This window comes from Pseudotabrizicola sp. (assembly GCF_030684215.1).
GTDB lineage: Bacteria > Pseudomonadota > Alphaproteobacteria > Rhodobacterales > Rhodobacteraceae > Pseudotabrizicola.
This window is the reverse complement of the sequence record NZ_JAUXOV010000036.1, coordinates 37,160-51,940: the sequence shown is the minus strand read 5'-3', so window position 1 is coordinate 51,940 and position 14,781 is coordinate 37,160. Positions and strand designations below refer to the sequence as shown.

Here is a 14,781-nt window from a genome sequence, read left to right as displayed (position 1 = left end):
GTGAAGATACTGGCGATCGGCGCGCACCCCGACGATCTGGAGATTTTTGCCTATGGCACGCTTGCCGCATGGGCGGAGATGGGGGCAAATCTGGTGCTGGCTGTGGCCAGCGATGGGGCCAAGGGCGGCACCCATCCGCCGGATGAATTGCGCAAGGTGCGGGCGGTGGAAACGGTCGCGGCACTCGCCCCCTTGGGCCTGCCGCGCCTGATGGGCTTTCCAGATGGCGGCCTGCGGGCCGATGCGCCGCTGGAAGACGCCTTGCGCGGCCTGATTGCCGAGGTGCAGCCCGACCTGTTGCTGACCCATGCGCCGAATGACTATCACGCCGACCACCGCGCGCTGTCGATGGCGGCGTCACAGGCGGCGGGGTTCACGGTGCCAGTCTTGTGGATGGACACGCTGAACGGCACCGGGTTTGTGCCCACGCATTGGGTGGACGTGACCGCGCATTGGGGCGCCAAAGAGACCGCCATCCGCGCGCACGCGAGCCAAGATCCGGAACGCTTTGTGCTGACGGCCATCCGTCAGGCCGGGTTCCGGGCGGGCGAGTGCAATGCCCCGGTGACTGCGCGGGCCGAGGCGTACCGGTTTGAGCCGCGCTTTCCCTTTGCCGATATCCGTGCGCTGCTACCCCCCGCGCCAATGCTGCGCCCTATCGGGCTGCGGGCGGTCACATCTGTCTGAGCCTGCGCGCGGCCAACCAGCTTGCCCCCGCCATCACCCCGGCGGTCACAAGGCAAAGAGTCAAGCCGCCGATCTGATAGCTGAGCCCCGACAAAAGCGTGCCGATCAGCCGCCCTGCCGCATTGGCCATATAGTAAAAGCCCACATCGCGGGTGATGCGTTCTGCCGCGCCAAAGGCAAGGATCAAGTAGGAATGCACTGCGGAATTGATCGCAAAGACAAAGCCAAACGCCAACAGCCCCAGGATAAGGGTGGCGGTCAGCCAAGGCGCGGGTTCGCCCGCGACATAGGCCAGAGCGGCCAGCGCAAAAGGGATCGGGACCAGCAGGCCAGACCAGAAGATCGCCTTGGCGGTGGTTTGCGCCTCTGACTGGGCCTTGCCGCCAAGGATGCGCGGGGCAAACGCCTGCACCGCGCCATAGGCGATGATCCAGACCGCCATGAACCCGCCGACCAGAAAGAACGCCTCGCGCCGGCCCTCGCTGGTGCCATCGGACAGAACGGCCTGAAAATAGATCGGGATGCCGACAACGAACCAGACATCTCGCGCCCCGAACAGGAACATGCGGGCCAGTGACAGCCGGTTGACGCGTGCGTCTTTGGAGCGCCATCCGCCCCAGCCGTCCTCGGACTTCATCCGGCCCGGCAGGCCCGCCGGCAGAAACAGCACCACCGCGGTCAGGATAATGGCAAGAACCGTAGCCATGCCCCAGACCGCCGCATGGAACCCGGCAAGGCCAAGCAGAGCCGCACCAATGAAAAAGCCAAACCCCTTGACCGCGTTCTTTGATCCGGTCAGCGCCGCAACCCAACGGAATAACCCGCCATCGGTCGCGGGGGCCAGCAGTTTGACGGCGGATTTCGACGACATCTTGGCCAGATCCTTGGCCACGCCCGACATCCCCTGCACCGCCATGACAAAGGCGACCGAGGCCACAACGCTCCACCCCGGATCAAGCTGCGCCAGTGCCACAAGTGCGGCGATCTGCAAGGCCAGCCCGGCATAAAGCGTGGCCGCGAGGCCAAAGCGCGCCGCGAGCCAACCCGCACCGAGGTTGGTCGCGATGCCTGCCACCTCGTACAGCAGGAACAGCCACGCCAGTTGCACCGGAGAGAAGCCAAGCGCGTTGAAATGAAGCAGGACCAGCATCCGCAGCGCGCCGTCTGACAGCATGAAGGCCCAATATGCGGCCGTGACCGAGGCATAGGCACGCAGGGGGTTTAAATCGGTCATCGGGTGGTTCCTTGGACCGGTGTCGGACCGGGGGACCAGCCCCCCGGACCCCCCGGGATATTTTCTAACAGAAAATGAGGCGGTCAGAGGGACTTTGCGACCATGCGGGTAATGTCGGCCAGTCGGCAGGCATAGCCCCATTCATTATCATACCATGCGTAGAGTTTGACCTGTGTACCGCCCGTCACCATGGTGGATTGAGCGTCGATGATGGCCGAGCGCGGGTCGTTGGTGAAATCGGAGGAGACCAGCGCGCGGGTCTCGTACCCAAGGATGCCTTTGAGCGGACCATCGGCGGCGGTTTTGAACAGGGCGTTGACCTCGGCTATGGTGGTGGGGCGGTCGACCTCGAACACGCAATCGGTGAGCGAGGCGTTCAGTAGCGGCACGCGGACGGCGTGACCGTTCAGACGGCCGGCGAGTTCGGGATAGATCAGGGCGATGGCAGTGGCCGAGCCGGTGGTGGTCGGGATCAGGTTCAGCAGTGCCGAACGGGCGCGGCGCATATCCTTGGCAGGGCGGTCGACGATGGTTTGGGTATTGGTCACATCATGGATCGTGGTGATCGAACCGTGTTTGATACCGAAAGAGTCGTGGATGACCTTGACCACCGGGGCGAGGCAATTGGTGGTGCAGGACGCTGCGGTAACAAGGGTCTGGGTGCCGTCATAGAGGTGGTGGTTGATGCCATAGACAAGGTTCAGTGCGCCGCCATCCTTGACCGGGGCGCTGACCACGACCTTGTTCACTCCGGCCTTGTAATAGGGCGCGAGTTTGGCGGCAGTTTTGAAGACGCCGGTGCAATCGATCACCAGGTCGACGCCAAGCTCTGCCAGCGGCAGGGCGTCGATGGTTTTCTCATGACTGAGGCGGATGCGTTGGCTGCTGAGGATCAGCGCGCCATCCTCATGGCTGACGAGGGTGGGCCAGCGGCCGTGCACCGAGTCAAATTCCATCAGCAGGGCGTGCTGTTCGGCGTCTCCTGCGGGGTCGTTGATCAGCACGATGTCGCCGCCCGCCCCACAGTCGATCAGGTTGCGCAGGGCGAGTTTGCCAATTCGGCCAAGGCCGTTGAGGGCGATACGGGGCATGGGATCAGCCTTTTGTGTGTGTCAGAGCGTCGGCGTCGATGGCATCGACATGGGTTTGCAGCGCAAGGCGGGTCAGTTGGTCAAAGGGCAGCTCGACAAAGGCCGCGATGCGACGGCGCAGGGCGGCGTAGGTCTGGGAAAAAACCAGCGCCCGTTCGGCGTCGGTGCCGGTGGCGCGTGCAGGGTCGGGCAAGCCCCAATGACCGGTGATCGGTTGGCCGGGCCACGGCGGGCAATCTTCGGCAGCGGCTGTGTCGCAAACGGTGAAGACAAAATTCATCTCGACCGAGCCGGGCTGCTGGAATTCCGAGATATGTTTGGAGCGCAGGCCTGAAACATCATGGCCGTTGCGCCTGAGCACATCGAGCGCAAAAGGGTTGAGTTCGGTATTGGGCCGGGTGCCAGCCGAGAAGGACTGGAATTTACCCCGCCCCAGATCGCGCAGCAGCACTTCGGCAAAGATGGAGCGGGCAGAGTTGCCCGAGCAGATGAAAAGCACATCGAAATCAGTGTTCTGATGGGGCATGATATCCTCAAGGATGGGCTGGAGGGGGCCAAGAAGATCGGGGCGGGCGCGACCGACATCAAGCGCGAGATAGCCTATGAGGCCCTCGGTGGTGCCAAGATCGACCGAATAGAACAGCGACCTGCCCTGTCGGTCGACCTTCGCCAGACCGCAGGCGGTCAGGTCGGCCAGATGGTGAGACAGGGTGTTGGGTCGCAGGTCCAGCGCATCGGCAATCTCAGTCGGGCGCACGCCGCGCGGGGCAAAGCGCATCAAGAGCCGAAACACGGCAAGGCGACCGGGGTGACCGAGGATGGCGAAGGCTTGGGCGGCGCGAATTGATTCCATAATTCAAGAATAATGGAATGGTTTGCGCCGGTCCAGTGAAGGTTTGATGACAGGGCGGGTTGAATGAAAATCAACCGCCCGGGATTGGTCTTTGCTGGCTGTGTCAGGTGTGACGGGCCGATGTTACCTGACCAAAACGACAGGCACTTTACAGGCGCGCAACATTTCTGTGGTGGTCGAGCCGATCACCAGCGAGCGGATGCGCGAATGGCCGTAAGCCCCCATTACCAGCATGTCGAAGCCGTCAGCCTCGACCATCTTGGCAAGTGCGGTTTCGGCCTGCCCCTCTACGATGGCCGTCTGAGCTTGAAGCCCGGCGGCGCGGAGCATGGCGCTTGCGTCATCGAGGCCCTTTTTCACCTCTGCGGATGGTGCGCCGACTGTTGCCACGGTCACTTGCAGCCCAGCGAACAGGGGCGAGCCGGCGATGTGATCGATGGCTTTCATCGCCGAGGCGCCGCCGTCATAAGCCACCAGCACCTTTTGCACCGGCCGGAACGCGCGGGAGGCCACGATAACCGGCTTGTGACTGGCGCGCACGATGCGTTCGAGGTTCGATCCAAGGTGGCCCTTGGCGAAATCCGCCGCCTCTCCGCGCTTGCCGATCAGGATCAGGCTGGCATCAGCTTCGATCTCGGCGACGGTTTCCACGATATCACCATTGCGCAGACGGGTGGTGATTTCGGCCACCCCGGCGCGGGTCAGAATGGCGTGGGCATCCTCAAGGATCGCGCGGCCACGGTGCACCACCAGTTTGGCGCGCTGCGCATCGAGTTCCGCCAGTTCCTCCATCAGCGCGGTGCGGGCACCGAGCTTGATGGTGCCAGACAGATCCTGTTTGTCGACCCCCTCACGGCGGCCCAGAACGTGCAGCACCTCGACAGCAGCGCCGGTGCGTCCCGCGATCCATGCGGCGTGGTCGCAGACCGATGCCGAATAGGTCGAGCCGTCAACCAGTGCGATGATTTTCTGTGTCATATCCACGCCCCTTAATGTGCCATCAGCTTGTCCATCGCGCCCGGCTTGTCATGTATGGCAAGCTTGTCGACGATGGTTTCTGATGCTTCGTTCATGCCCTTGATCTCGACCTCGGCCCCGTCACGGCGGAATTTCAGCACCGCCATGTCGAGCGCCTGCACCGAGGAGATGTCCCAGATATGGGCGTTGGTCACATCGATGATTACCCGGTCGAGCGCCTCCTTGAAGTCGAAAGCGTTCATGAAATCTTCGACCGAGGCGTAGAACATCTGGCCTTCGACCGTATAGGTGCGCGTGCGGCCATCCGGGGTGATGGTCGAAGTCACCCGGAACAGTTGCGAGATTTTGCCGGCAAAGAAGATGCCAGAGAGCAGCACGCCGATCAGCACACCGATGGCAAGGTTGTGGGTGTAAACCACGGCAACCACGGTGGCCAACATGACAATGGAGGACGATTTCGGATGCGTTTTCAGCGCCTTGATTGATGACCATGAGAAGGTGCCGATGCTGACCATGATCATGATGGCAACCAGCGCGGCCATCGGGATCTGGCTGACCCAATCGCCAAGACCGACGCAGAAGATCAGCAGGAAGACCCCTGCAGCAAAGCAGGACAAGCGCCCGCGTCCGCCGGATTTGACGTTGATGATGGATTGGCCGATCATGGCGCAGCCTGCCATGCCGCCGATAAAGCCGGTGGCGGTGTTGGCGATGCCCTGGCCGATACATTCCTGATTGCGGTCGGATTTGGTATCGGTCAAATCATCGACGATGTTCTGCGTCATCAGGCTTTCCAGCAGGCCGACAACGGCCACGGCCAGTGCGTAGGGGAAGATGATCTGCAGGGTTTTCAGGGTCAGCGGGATATCGGGGATCAAGAACACCGGCAGGGTGTCGGGCAGTTCGCCCATATCGCCCACGGTGCGCACATCCCAGCCAAAGAACAGCGCCAGTGCGGTCAGCACGACAATGGTGACCAGCGGCGAGGGTATGGCCTTGGTAACATAGGGAAACAGGTAGATGATGGCCAGACCCGCAGCGACCAGCGCATAGGTGAGCCATGTCACCTTTGTCGGGTCCAGTTCCGGCAATTGCGCCATGAAGATCAGGATAGCGAGCGCGTTGACAAAGCCGGTCATCACCGATTTCGACACATAGCGCATCACAAAGCCCAAGCGCAAAAGGCCCATGCCGATCTGCAACAGCCCCGCCAGAACGGTGGCGGCCAGCAGATATTGCAGCCCGTGATCGCGCACCAGCGTGACCATCAGCACCGCCGTCGCGGCTGTGGCAGCCGAAATCATGCCGGGCCGCCCGCCGACAAAAGCGATCAGCACGGCGATGGAAAAGCTGGCGTAAAGCCCCACCTTGGGGTCCACCCCCGCGATGATGGAAAAGGCAATTGCCTCGGGGATCAGGGCAAGGGCCACAACAAGGCCCGACAACAGATCGGCCCTGACATTGCCGAACCACTGATCGCGGTATGCATCAATAGAAATCATGTTTGTTTTGTTCCGTTCCAGACCGATACGACATAGGCCGCCATGCCGATGATCAGTCAGGGTCTGTAAGACGTGGTCCGGCGGATCGGCGGCCGGAAGAGCCAGCCAGGAATTGCACCCGGCTCCATGTTCGCTGTGATTGCCTTAGCGGCATTTGCGCGGGTTGCCAACCCGCAAGCAGTGCGCGTCAACCGTGGTAAGGTGCCTTGCCAGAGGGCGCGACATAGGGGCGGGTCACGTCTTCCAGTCGCAGGCTGACCGCCTCGACCTCGATCGCGATGGCCCCGTCACCTGCCAGCGTAAGGGTCAGGGTGCCCATACCGTCAACGCCCGGTGTGAAATCAAGCGTCAGGACTGACAGCACCGTGTCACGGTCCGTGCGGTCAATGCCGTTGCTGCGCAGGCGCAGCACGTCTTCGATCACCAACAAACTGCGCACCCGTTCATAGGGGCGCTTTGCCGCCTGGGCTGCGGGTTGATCTTCCCAGCGGAAGCGGTTCAGTAGAATGGCAAAGCGGCGGGCCTTTGCATCATGGCGCATTTCAGTAATCGGAAACACCGCATCCTGCACCAGCGCGGCCATGACCGGGATGTCGTCCGCCTCTTGCGCAATCAGGCGCAGGGGGCGTTCATCACCATCTTCAAACCGAGCATCTGTCATACCCGGTCACTGATCCGTTCAATTTTTGCGCCGCACGCGCTCAGCTTTTCCTCGACCTTTTCATAGCCGCGGTCCAGATGATACACGCGACTGACCACGGTTTCGCCTTCGGCAGCAAGACCCGCAAGGATCAGGCTGACCGATGCGCGCAGGTCGGTCGCCATGACCGGCGCACCTCTGAGCTTATCCACCCCGGTCACCGTGGCCGTTCCGCCGTGAACGTCGATCTTTGCGCCCATGCGGATCAGTTCCGGCGCGTGCATAAAGCGGTTCTCGAAAATCTTTTCTTCCAGCACGCTGACACCATCAGCAGTGCACAACAGCGCCATCATCTGCGCTTGCAGATCAGTCGGGAAACCGGGGAAGGGTTCGGTTGTCACATTGACAGCCGACACCCGGCCATTTTTGCGGCTGACCTTCAGACCGCGCGGCGTTTCAGTCACGGACACCCCGGCCTGATCAAGCTTTTCGGCAAAAGCGCCGACCAGTTCCAGCGTGCCGCCCAGACATTCCACCTCGCCGCCGCAGATCGCAGGGACCAGCATATAGGTGCCAAGCTCGATCCGGTCAGTCACCACCGGGTGGGTGGCCCCGCCCAGACGGTCCACACCTTGAATGGTGATCGTGTTGGTGCCCTCACCGTCAATCTGCGCGCCCATCTTGCGCAAACACCGCGCCAGATCGACGATTTCCGGCTCACGCGCGGCGTTTTTCAAGACTGTGGTTCCTTTGGCAAGAGTCGCCGCCAGCAGCGCGTTTTCCGTGGCCCCAACCGAGACGAAGGGGAATTCGAACACCGCGCCGCGCAGCCGTCCGCCAGTGGCTTTCGCATGAACATAGCCGTCTCGCAGATCAAGGGCTGCCCCCATCGCCTCGAGCACCTGAAGGTGCAGGTCCACGGGGCGCGCGCCAATAGCACAACCGCCGGGCAGCGACACAATGGCATGCCCGTCGCGCGCCAGCATCGGCCCCAGCACGAGGATAGAGGCGCGCATCTTGCGCACGATGTCATAGTCGGCGGTATGGTTGTCGATCGTGTGGCTGGACATGGCAAGCACCTGTCCGTCAGCCAGGCTGGCCACCTCGGCCCCCAACGATTCCAGCAACTGCGTCATAGTGCGGATGTCGGACAGGCGCGGCGCGTTGGTCAGCGTCAGCGGCTCTTCCGACAGCAGTGTGGCCGGCATCAGCGTCAGACACGCATTCTTTGCCCCCGCAATCGGGATCACCCCGTTCAGCGCGCCGTTTCCCTTGACCAGAATCGAATCCATGCCCTGCCCTACTCTTTGTGTGTGCCGGAACGATTGTCCGACTCTGCCCCGAAGTCTGGCTCCGGCAATTTTTTCTCGGTCCCACGCTGCTTTGCCTGCGACTTACGCCGCGCCATATTGGCCTTCAACGCCACCTTGAGCCGCGCTTCACGCACTTCGGCGGCGGTCAAAGGGGCTTTGCTGCCTTGGGTTTTTCCGATTTTCGCTGTCATCGCAGCCGCTATACCCCAGCCCGCAGAATTGGTCCAGAGAGGCCCAGAAAAGGGGCTTGCACCCCGTAGCGTTTGCGTCTAATCACCCGCCACGCACCGACGAAACCCGTCGGACAGTGCCGATGCTGTGGTAGCTCAGTGGTAGAGCACTCCCTTGGTAAGGGAGAGGTCGAGAGTTCAATCCTCTCTCACAGCACCATTTAACCACATGACTTTCTGATGAAAATCCGGGGCCAGACTGTCATTCAGCCCGCTTTGTGAAGTGTGCGACGGTGCAAGTGCGCTGTGGTGCGCCATTGACCTGCTGGACCGCGACCGGCATCGCCGGGGACAGGGGATAGGAATGCGGATCACCTCAAGACGGCGCTACATCGCCGCCGCTGCGGGCGGCGTCAGCGTGGCAGGTCGTTGCGCGAGGGCAAGGTCACAACCCGTGGATGCACCGCAAAGCTGCCGTTGGTTCTTTGGTGATGCATCCACCACGCATAGGGCGCATCGATCAGCGGCGGCTCGGCTCTTTCGTCAAAGCCAAAGCCATATTGGAACGCAGGGCTGCCCCCCACGGCCGCATAGCCCCCCGCCCATTGCGTGTGAAACGCTTGATGCACATGTCCACACAGCAGGCGCACTGGGGCGGGACATGCCTGCACAATCTGGCCCAGCCGCTCCCTCCCTTTTTGCAAGGCGCTGGCATCCCAATGGGCGTTGCCGGTTGGAAACGGTGGATGGTGCAGCATCAAAAACACAGGTGCCGTTCCAGTTGCCAGACGATGCTCCAGCCAGTCCAGCTGCGCAGTGTCCAGAACGCCTTCGACACGACCCGGCACCAGACTGTCCAGCCCGATGATGCGCGCGCCCGCGACATGGGCCTCGAAATGCAGCGTGCCCGCAGACAGGGCGTCTGGCGAAGCATAGGGGACCATGCCGCCAAAGGCCTCCCGCATCGGCCCGCGCCTGTCGTGATTGCCCGGCACCACCATCACCGGCATTGACAGCGGCGCAAGGATCCTGCGCACCAGATCATAATCGGCCACCGATCCGCCGTCCGCCACATCACCGGTGATCAGCACGGCATCGGGGCGCTGGGGCAGCGCCATCAGATCGGCCACGATTAGCCGGGCCATGTCCGGGGCATCGCGCCGCACAGGTGCGGTTTCGGGGGGGCCTGCCGAGATGTGCAGGTCGGACAGATGCGCGATCAGCATGCCCGTCACCTCCCGATCCGCGACAGCACATCGGCCTTGAGGAACCGTTCAATCACCAACATGAAGCCGATGGACGGCACCAGAAGGACCAGCGCGGTGATCGAGGCGATCTGGTAATTACCACCCATAGAGGCGTTGAACATCAAGATTGGCAGCGTCGAGATGTCGGGGGTGCCGACAAAGAATGTGCCGGTGAATTCGTCGATGCTGTCCAGAAAGACAAAGATTGATGCGGCGATCAGACCGGGAAACGCCTGTGGCAGCGTGATATCCCGGAATGTGCGCAGTGGTCCGGCGCCAAGGTTGCGGGCGGCTTCCTCCATCGTGCGATCAACGGCACCGAAGGCCGCAGTGGCGATCCAGACCGCATAGACCAGCCCCGGCAACGAATGGACCAGAACCACGCCCAAATAGGTGCCGTTCAGACCAAATCCATAAAACATCCTCGCGATGTTCACAAAGATCGGCAAGCTGGGAAACGCCTGTGGCAAAAGGAAAATCAGCATGATGAACGCTCGCGCGGGCAAGGCCAGCCGCGCCAGCGCATAACCCGCCGGGACCGCCAGCGCCATCGACAGCGCCACCGTAGCCAGCGCGATCCAGACCGATGAGAACAGCGAGGTCCAGGCACCCGCACGCGGACGGAACACCCGTTGCCAGAAGTCGAACCCGTATTCCGTCGGATAGCGCGCGGGAAAGAACCACTTTTCCGCAAAAGCCCACATAAAAAGGTTGGTCAGCGGGCCAAACACAACAAAGGCGCAGATCCCGATCATCAGGGCGGGTAACAGGTTTGCGGCCCCGCGCCGTGCGATGCTTGCCATGGTCATGATCAGCGCGCCCCTTCGTTATGCTGGTTCAGGGTCATCCGCAGATAGGCATAGGCCGCGACGGCCGTGATCAGGTAGGAGAACAGCCCCAACGCATTGGCCACCGCATAATCACCGTAATAAGTCACGCGGTGCGCCATCATCGAGGTCATCATGGTGGGGTTTCCGGCTATCACCATCATCGGCACTGACAGCACCGACATGATCGTGACCAGCGACAGGATCAGCCCGACCAGCAGCGTTCCGCGCACCTGTGGCAGCAAAATCTCGATTAGGCAGCGCAGGCGCCCTGCCCCCATATTGCGCGCAGCCTCAACCGTGGAGCGGTCAACAGAGGCCATTGCTCCGGCCAGCAGCAGCGTCACAAACGGCACTTGTTTCCATGCGAATGTCAGCACCAGCCCGCGCCAGTCGAGCAGACTTTGCGCGGTGGCTTGGTCCATCAGGCCAGAGTCGATCAGCAAGCTGTTCATCAGACCATTGCGCGCCAGAAAGCTGCGCGCAGTCTGGCCGGCGACAATAAAGGGGATGAACAACGGCCAGCGATACAGCCAGCGCAGCGCCGTCACCGCCCAAGGGGTGGCCCCCAGCGTCAGATAGCCCGCAATCGCAATCGATACGACAGAGATCAGTGCCAGCGAAGCCAGCGCCACAAGCACCGTAAAGACTATATCGCGGCCATAAAGCTCGATTGCGGTGCGCAGATGCGCCGTTGTCAGCCCGCCATCCTGATCAAGAAAGGCAAAGATCACCGATCTGGCCAGCGGCACCACATATAAAAGCGCAATCGCCAAAAGCGCGGGGGCGATCAGCAAAAGACCGGGAAGCTTCCCGCGCAATGGCGATGGGGTGGCGTCAGCTGTGGGCATCAGGCGCAGCCTTTCTGAAACGTCCAATTCGAAAGAGCCGGGGCGCGGGCAGTGCCGCGCCCCGGCATCGGCATCAGTTGGCGACCTGCCGTTCATAGCTTTCGAGGATCGTGCGGAAGTAATCGGCCTGCGGCATCGACAGACCGCGTTCGGCAAGCACTTCGGGTGAGACATCAGTGAACAGCACGCCCCATTCCTCGACCGTCAGGTTTTCCTTGACTGCATTGGCATCGATGCCCGGCAGCCAGTTGAACCGGCGCACGATGCCTTCGGCCTGCACTTCGGGCGAGGTGGCCAGTTCGATAAACTTGACCGCCAGATCCGTCTGTGCGGCCTTATCCGGCACCACGTAATACATTGGCTGGCCCGGCATGCCCGGCGCGGGGATCAACAGCTTGAGATCCGGATTCAGGCGGCCATCGGCAACCCATGTATAGAACATATCCATCCAGACCGGGCCCATCGCGATTTCGCCCCGGTTCATCGCATCCAGCGTGCCGGCGTTGCCCGGCGTGATGGTAGCGACCGTGTTGAACTGCTTCAGCCCCTCCAGCGCTGGGGTCCAGTTGGCGGCGGCGGCGGCGTCAAACGGGCCGTTGCGCAGAGTCTCGGACATGTCGGAAAACGCATACATCCAGCCAAAGACAAAGCCCACGCCCGCCATGCCGCCAGTGATACCGTTATAGCCAAACTGGCCAGGGTTCGCCGCTGCCCAATCCGCCAGCTCGGCATAGCTTTGCGGCGGGGCGCTGACCAGCGCCGGGTTGTAGGCAATGGCGATCTGGCTTTGGAACATTGGCATCACATAGCCACCCACATCAACACCCAGCGCGTTTTCTGCGCTGTCTGCAGTGACCAGAGAGCCGGTTGCGGCGCGGTCGCGGTAGGATTGTAGCAGGCCTTCAGACACCATCTGCCCGGCCATGCGCTGATGCACGACGCCGACATCGACATCCCAGACGTCATTTCCCTTTTGCGCCGACAGCTTTTCATACAACGCCTGACTGCCGCCATCACCGGGACCGGTGCCCAGTGCGCGCACGGTCACGCCGGGGTTTTGCTCCTCGAACAAGGGGCCGAGGTAATCATTGATGTAATCCACCATGTTGGTGTCGCCTGCTGTGACCACATTCAGGGTCTGGGCGGCAACGGGAAGGCTTAGGACGGCGGTGAAGGCCGCTCCCAGAACAATTGATCGTTTCATTGGCAAGTCTCCGCTGTGGGTGGGGTTCAGTTCGGCAGCAACATCTGGTTGGCCCCGAACGCCATAAGCGATGCGGTCGGCACAGCGACACGCACCTGCGTCCCCGGCGCGACTGGCACGCCGGAAACCGCTGAAATCACCTCAGCTCCGCTCTCAAGCTGAAGGTGATAGCCCCCGCCGGTATAGGCACAGTCCAGAACCGTGCCATTCCGGACAAGGGCATTTTCGGGGGCTGCGTCATGGATGCGGGCGTCCATACTGCGAAACCCCAGCGTGGCAGCCGCCACCGGATCACCCGGACGACCGGCAATCATATTGTCCACGCCCAGAAACCGTCCGGCATCCAAATCGGCGGGACGAGCGTAAAGATCTTGCGGGGCGGCGACCTGCACCACGCGGCCCGCGCGCATCAGCACGATAGTATCGGCCATGGCGAGGGCTTCTTCCTGATCATGGGTCACCATGATGGTGGTGATGCCCAGCCGCTGCTGCAGGCGGCGTAATTCGCCGCGCAGGTTACGGCGGATGGCGGCGTCAAGGTTCGACAACGGCTCGTCCAGCAACAGGATCGGCGGATCAATGATCAGCGCCCGACCCAGTGCGACGCGTTGGCGCTGGCCGCCCGACAAGCTGCCCACCTTGCGCGGGCCAAAGCCCGACAGGCCCAACATGTCGAGCAGTGCCTCGGCCCGTGTGTCCCGCTCGGCCCGGCCAATGCCGCGCAGCTTCAGCGGATAGGTCAGGTTGCCCGCCACCGTCATGTGCGGCCAAAGCGCATAGGACTGGAATACCATAGCCGTGCCGCGTTTTTCCGGCGGCAGATCGGCAATAGACCGCGCGCCCAGACGGATATCGCCCGACGCTGGCGGGGCAAAACCGGCGATCGACCGCAAAAGTGTGGTCTTGCCACAGCCCGACGGACCCAGCAGGCAGGTGAAGCTGCCAGCCGGCACATTCAGCGTCACATCATGCAGGATCTGCACGCCCCCCAAACGAATGGAAAGCCCGCACAATGCCAGCGCCTCGACTCCCATATCGCCCCCTCCCGACGCGGTTTTGAAAGCCTGTGCAATCATGGTTTCCTGCTTTTGCTCTATGTGTTAAGGCTGATTATCCTTGATGTGTAACAAGCATGTGTCTATCTTGAAATCGTGTTCATTTTTTCCGGGCGCAGGGAGCAGCATGCGGGTGACGGCGGATGATGTGGCGGCAAGGGCCGGGGTTTCCCGGTCTGCCGTGTCGCGGGCCTTTACCGAAGGGGCCAGTATCCAGCCCGACAAACGCGCCCATATCCGCGCCGTAGCCGATGATCTGGGGTATCGGCCCAACCTGATGGCGCGCAGCCTGACCGGGGGTGCCACCGGGCTGATCGCGGTTGTAGTTGGGTCGCTTTCAAACCCTTATGAAAGCTGGTTTCTTGATATTCTGTCGCAAGGTATCCGCAGCCGGGGCCTGTGGCCGCTGCTGGTGCCAGTCTCGCCGGGGCAAGAGATTGAACCGGCGCTGGATCACGCGCTGGCCTACCAGGTTGATGGCGCGGTGATCGCCGCCGGGTCGGTCAACCGCAAACTGGCCGAACGCTGCACTGCCAATGGTGCGCCGATTGTTGTGGTGGGCCGGGTGTTGGACGGCGGCGGCGCCGACTCGGTGTGCTGCGACAACCGCGCCGGCATGAGCATGATTGCCGAACGGCTGGTCACCACGGGACGCCGCAAGATCGCCTGGATCGGCGGACGCGCAGACACCTTTTCCAATGTGGAGCGGCTCGAGGGGCTGACAGCAGCTTTGGCTGGTTATGGAATGTCCCTGTGCGAGACGCGCCGGGGGGATTACACGACCGACAGCGGCATGGTGCAGGCGCTGGCCCTGCTGACCGGCCCGGATCGCCCCGATGCGATTGCCTGCGGCAATGATGCCATGGCGATCGGGGCCATCGCGGCGGCGCACCGTCTTGGGCTGCGCGTGCCCGAAGATGTGGGCATCTGCGGGTTTGACGACATTCCGGCGGCGGCGTGGGAGCCGTTCTGCCTGACAACGGTGGCCAATCCGGTGAGTGAAACCGTTCACGCTGCGCTGGATCTTTTGACTCGGCGCATTGCAGGCGAAACCGGCGCCCCTTCGACGATCCGCCTGCCCCCTGCCCTCAGAATCCGCCAAAGCCTTTGATCCGACGCAAACATTCCA

Annotated in this window: 15 protein-coding genes, 1 tRNA gene and 1 other annotated feature; of the genes, 3 read left to right on the top strand and 13 right to left on the bottom strand. The window is 62.2% G+C overall.

Features of this window, described 5'->3' with window-relative positions:
- Complete coding sequence (locus Q8K08_RS05545; RefSeq protein WP_304803740.1) at nt 1-687, top strand: PIG-L deacetylase family protein; 687 nt, start codon at nt 1-3, stop codon at nt 685-687.
- Here Q8K08_RS05545 and arsJ read toward each other — a convergent pair.
- The 8 genes from arsJ to Q8K08_RS05505 all read right to left on the bottom strand — a co-directional run bounded on the left by arsJ (nt 674) and on the right by Q8K08_RS05505 (nt 8,489).
- Nucleotides 674-1,921, bottom strand: coding sequence for an organoarsenical effux MFS transporter ArsJ (arsJ, locus tag Q8K08_RS05540; RefSeq protein ID WP_305249433.1), 1,248 nt, complete (start codon nt 1,919-1,921; stop codon nt 674-676). The genes Q8K08_RS05545 and arsJ overlap by 14 nt on opposite strands.
- An 83-nt stretch (nt 1,922-2,004) precedes the next feature.
- Entirely contained in the window at nt 2,005-3,012 is a 1,008-nt protein-coding gene (locus Q8K08_RS05535) for an ArsJ-associated glyceraldehyde-3-phosphate dehydrogenase (protein ID WP_305249432.1), read from the bottom strand.
- 4 nt (nt 3,013-3,016) lie between these two features.
- Nucleotides 3,017-3,865 (bottom strand): metalloregulator ArsR/SmtB family transcription factor, encoded by an 849-nt coding sequence (locus tag Q8K08_RS05530; RefSeq protein ID WP_304799488.1) that lies wholly within the window; start codon nt 3,863-3,865, stop codon nt 3,017-3,019.
- Between the two features lie 123 nt (nt 3,866-3,988).
- Nucleotides 3,989-4,843: a universal stress protein gene (locus tag Q8K08_RS05525; protein ID WP_305249431.1), complete on the bottom strand. Its 855-nt coding sequence runs from the start codon at nt 4,841-4,843 to the stop codon at nt 3,989-3,991.
- A gap of 11 nt (nt 4,844-4,854) precedes the next feature.
- On the bottom strand, nt 4,855-6,345 hold the full coding sequence (locus Q8K08_RS05520) for a SulP family inorganic anion transporter (RefSeq protein ID WP_305249430.1): 1,491 nt from the start codon (nt 6,343-6,345) through the stop codon (nt 4,855-4,857).
- A 71-nt stretch (nt 6,346-6,416) separates the two neighbouring features.
- Nucleotides 6,417-6,474 (bottom strand) — a sequence feature (sul1 is cis-regulatory element that is thought to sense ions involved in sulfur or methionine metabolism; They are found in Alphaproteobacteria).
- Nucleotides 6,475-6,532: 58 nt separating this feature from the next.
- Entirely contained in the window at nt 6,533-7,006 is a 474-nt protein-coding gene (locus Q8K08_RS05515; RefSeq protein WP_304799494.1) for a DUF2948 family protein, read from the bottom strand.
- Nucleotides 7,003-8,277, bottom strand: coding sequence for a UDP-N-acetylglucosamine 1-carboxyvinyltransferase (gene murA, locus Q8K08_RS05510; RefSeq protein ID WP_304799497.1), 1,275 nt, complete (start codon nt 8,275-8,277; stop codon nt 7,003-7,005). Before murA ends, Q8K08_RS05515 begins: the two co-directional genes overlap by 4 nt.
- Before the next feature lie 8 nt (nt 8,278-8,285).
- The gene (locus Q8K08_RS05505; RefSeq protein ID WP_305249428.1) at nt 8,286-8,489 is read right to left on the bottom strand and encodes a hypothetical protein; all 204 of its coding nucleotides are present in this window, start codon (nt 8,487-8,489) and stop codon (nt 8,286-8,288) included.
- A 124-nt stretch (nt 8,490-8,613) separates the two neighbouring features.
- Between Q8K08_RS05505 and Q8K08_RS05500 the strand changes: the two genes are divergently transcribed.
- Nucleotides 8,614-8,688: transfer RNA gene (locus Q8K08_RS05500), tRNA-Thr, on the top strand.
- Nucleotides 8,689-8,881: 193 nt separating this feature from the next.
- Here Q8K08_RS05500 and Q8K08_RS05495 read toward each other — a convergent pair.
- The 5 genes from Q8K08_RS05495 to Q8K08_RS05475 all read right to left on the bottom strand — a co-directional run bounded on the left by Q8K08_RS05495 (nt 8,882) and on the right by Q8K08_RS05475 (nt 13,673).
- Nucleotides 8,882-9,694 carry a metallophosphoesterase gene (locus Q8K08_RS05495; protein WP_305249426.1) on the bottom strand — a complete coding sequence of 271 codons (813 nt, stop codon included), beginning with the start codon at nt 9,692-9,694 and terminating at the stop codon, nt 8,882-8,884.
- Between the two features lie 5 nt (nt 9,695-9,699).
- Entirely contained in the window at nt 9,700-10,524 is an 825-nt protein-coding gene (locus Q8K08_RS05490; RefSeq protein ID WP_305249425.1) for an ABC transporter permease, read from the bottom strand.
- Between the two features lie 2 nt (nt 10,525-10,526).
- Nucleotides 10,527-11,393, bottom strand: coding sequence for an ABC transporter permease (locus tag Q8K08_RS05485; protein WP_304799253.1), 867 nt, complete (start codon nt 11,391-11,393; stop codon nt 10,527-10,529).
- A gap of 73 nt (nt 11,394-11,466) precedes the next feature.
- Nucleotides 11,467-12,597, bottom strand: a complete 1,131-nt coding sequence (locus tag Q8K08_RS05480; protein WP_305249424.1) for an extracellular solute-binding protein — start codon at nt 12,595-12,597, stop codon at nt 11,467-11,469.
- A 26-nt stretch (nt 12,598-12,623) separates the two neighbouring features.
- Nucleotides 12,624-13,673 carry an ABC transporter ATP-binding protein gene (locus Q8K08_RS05475; RefSeq protein ID WP_305249423.1) on the bottom strand — a complete coding sequence of 350 codons (1,050 nt, stop codon included), beginning with the start codon at nt 13,671-13,673 and terminating at the stop codon, nt 12,624-12,626.
- A 106-nt stretch (nt 13,674-13,779) separates the two neighbouring features.
- On the opposite strand from Q8K08_RS05475, the gene Q8K08_RS05470 reads away from it, so the two are divergent.
- On the top strand, nt 13,780-14,763 hold the full coding sequence (locus tag Q8K08_RS05470; protein WP_305249422.1) for a LacI family DNA-binding transcriptional regulator: 984 nt from the start codon (nt 13,780-13,782) through the stop codon (nt 14,761-14,763).
- Nucleotides 14,764-14,781 lie beyond the last annotated feature (18 nt).

What these genes read in the sequence shown, in the direction of transcription:
- arsJ (WP_305249433.1), bottom strand. Translation starts at nt 1,921, where the DNA reads ATGACCGATTTAAACCCCCTGCGTGCCTATGCCTCGGTCACGGCCGCA.
- Q8K08_RS05535 (WP_305249432.1), bottom strand. Translation starts at nt 3,012, where the DNA reads ATGCCCCGTATCGCCCTCAACGGCCTTGGCCGAATTGGCAAACTCGCC.
- Q8K08_RS05530 (WP_304799488.1), bottom strand. Translation starts at nt 3,865, where the DNA reads ATGGAATCAATTCGCGCCGCCCAAGCCTTCGCCATCCTCGGTCACCCC.
- Q8K08_RS05525 (WP_305249431.1), bottom strand. Translation starts at nt 4,843, where the DNA reads ATGACACAGAAAATCATCGCACTGGTTGACGGCTCGACCTATTCGGCA.
- Q8K08_RS05520 (WP_305249430.1), bottom strand. Translation starts at nt 6,345, where the DNA reads ATGATTTCTATTGATGCATACCGCGATCAGTGGTTCGGCAATGTCAGG.
- Q8K08_RS05515 (WP_304799494.1), bottom strand. Translation starts at nt 7,006, where the DNA reads ATGACAGATGCTCGGTTTGAAGATGGTGATGAACGCCCCCTGCGCCTG.
- murA (WP_304799497.1), bottom strand. Translation starts at nt 8,277, where the DNA reads ATGGATTCGATTCTGGTCAAGGGAAACGGCGCGCTGAACGGGGTGATC.
- Q8K08_RS05505 (WP_305249428.1), bottom strand. Translation starts at nt 8,489, where the DNA reads ATGACAGCGAAAATCGGAAAAACCCAAGGCAGCAAAGCCCCTTTGACC.
- Q8K08_RS05495 (WP_305249426.1), bottom strand. Translation starts at nt 9,694, where the DNA reads ATGCTGATCGCGCATCTGTCCGACCTGCACATCTCGGCAGGCCCCCCC.
- Q8K08_RS05490 (WP_305249425.1), bottom strand. Translation starts at nt 10,524, where the DNA reads ATGACCATGGCAAGCATCGCACGGCGCGGGGCCGCAAACCTGTTACCC.
- Q8K08_RS05485 (WP_304799253.1), bottom strand. Translation starts at nt 11,393, where the DNA reads ATGCCCACAGCTGACGCCACCCCATCGCCATTGCGCGGGAAGCTTCCC.
- Q8K08_RS05480 (WP_305249424.1), bottom strand. Translation starts at nt 12,597, where the DNA reads ATGAAACGATCAATTGTTCTGGGAGCGGCCTTCACCGCCGTCCTAAGC.
- Q8K08_RS05475 (WP_305249423.1), bottom strand. Translation starts at nt 13,673, where the DNA reads ATGATTGCACAGGCTTTCAAAACCGCGTCGGGAGGGGGCGATATGGGA.
- Q8K08_RS05470 (WP_305249422.1), top strand. Translation starts at nt 13,780, where the DNA reads ATGCGGGTGACGGCGGATGATGTGGCGGCAAGGGCCGGGGTTTCCCGG.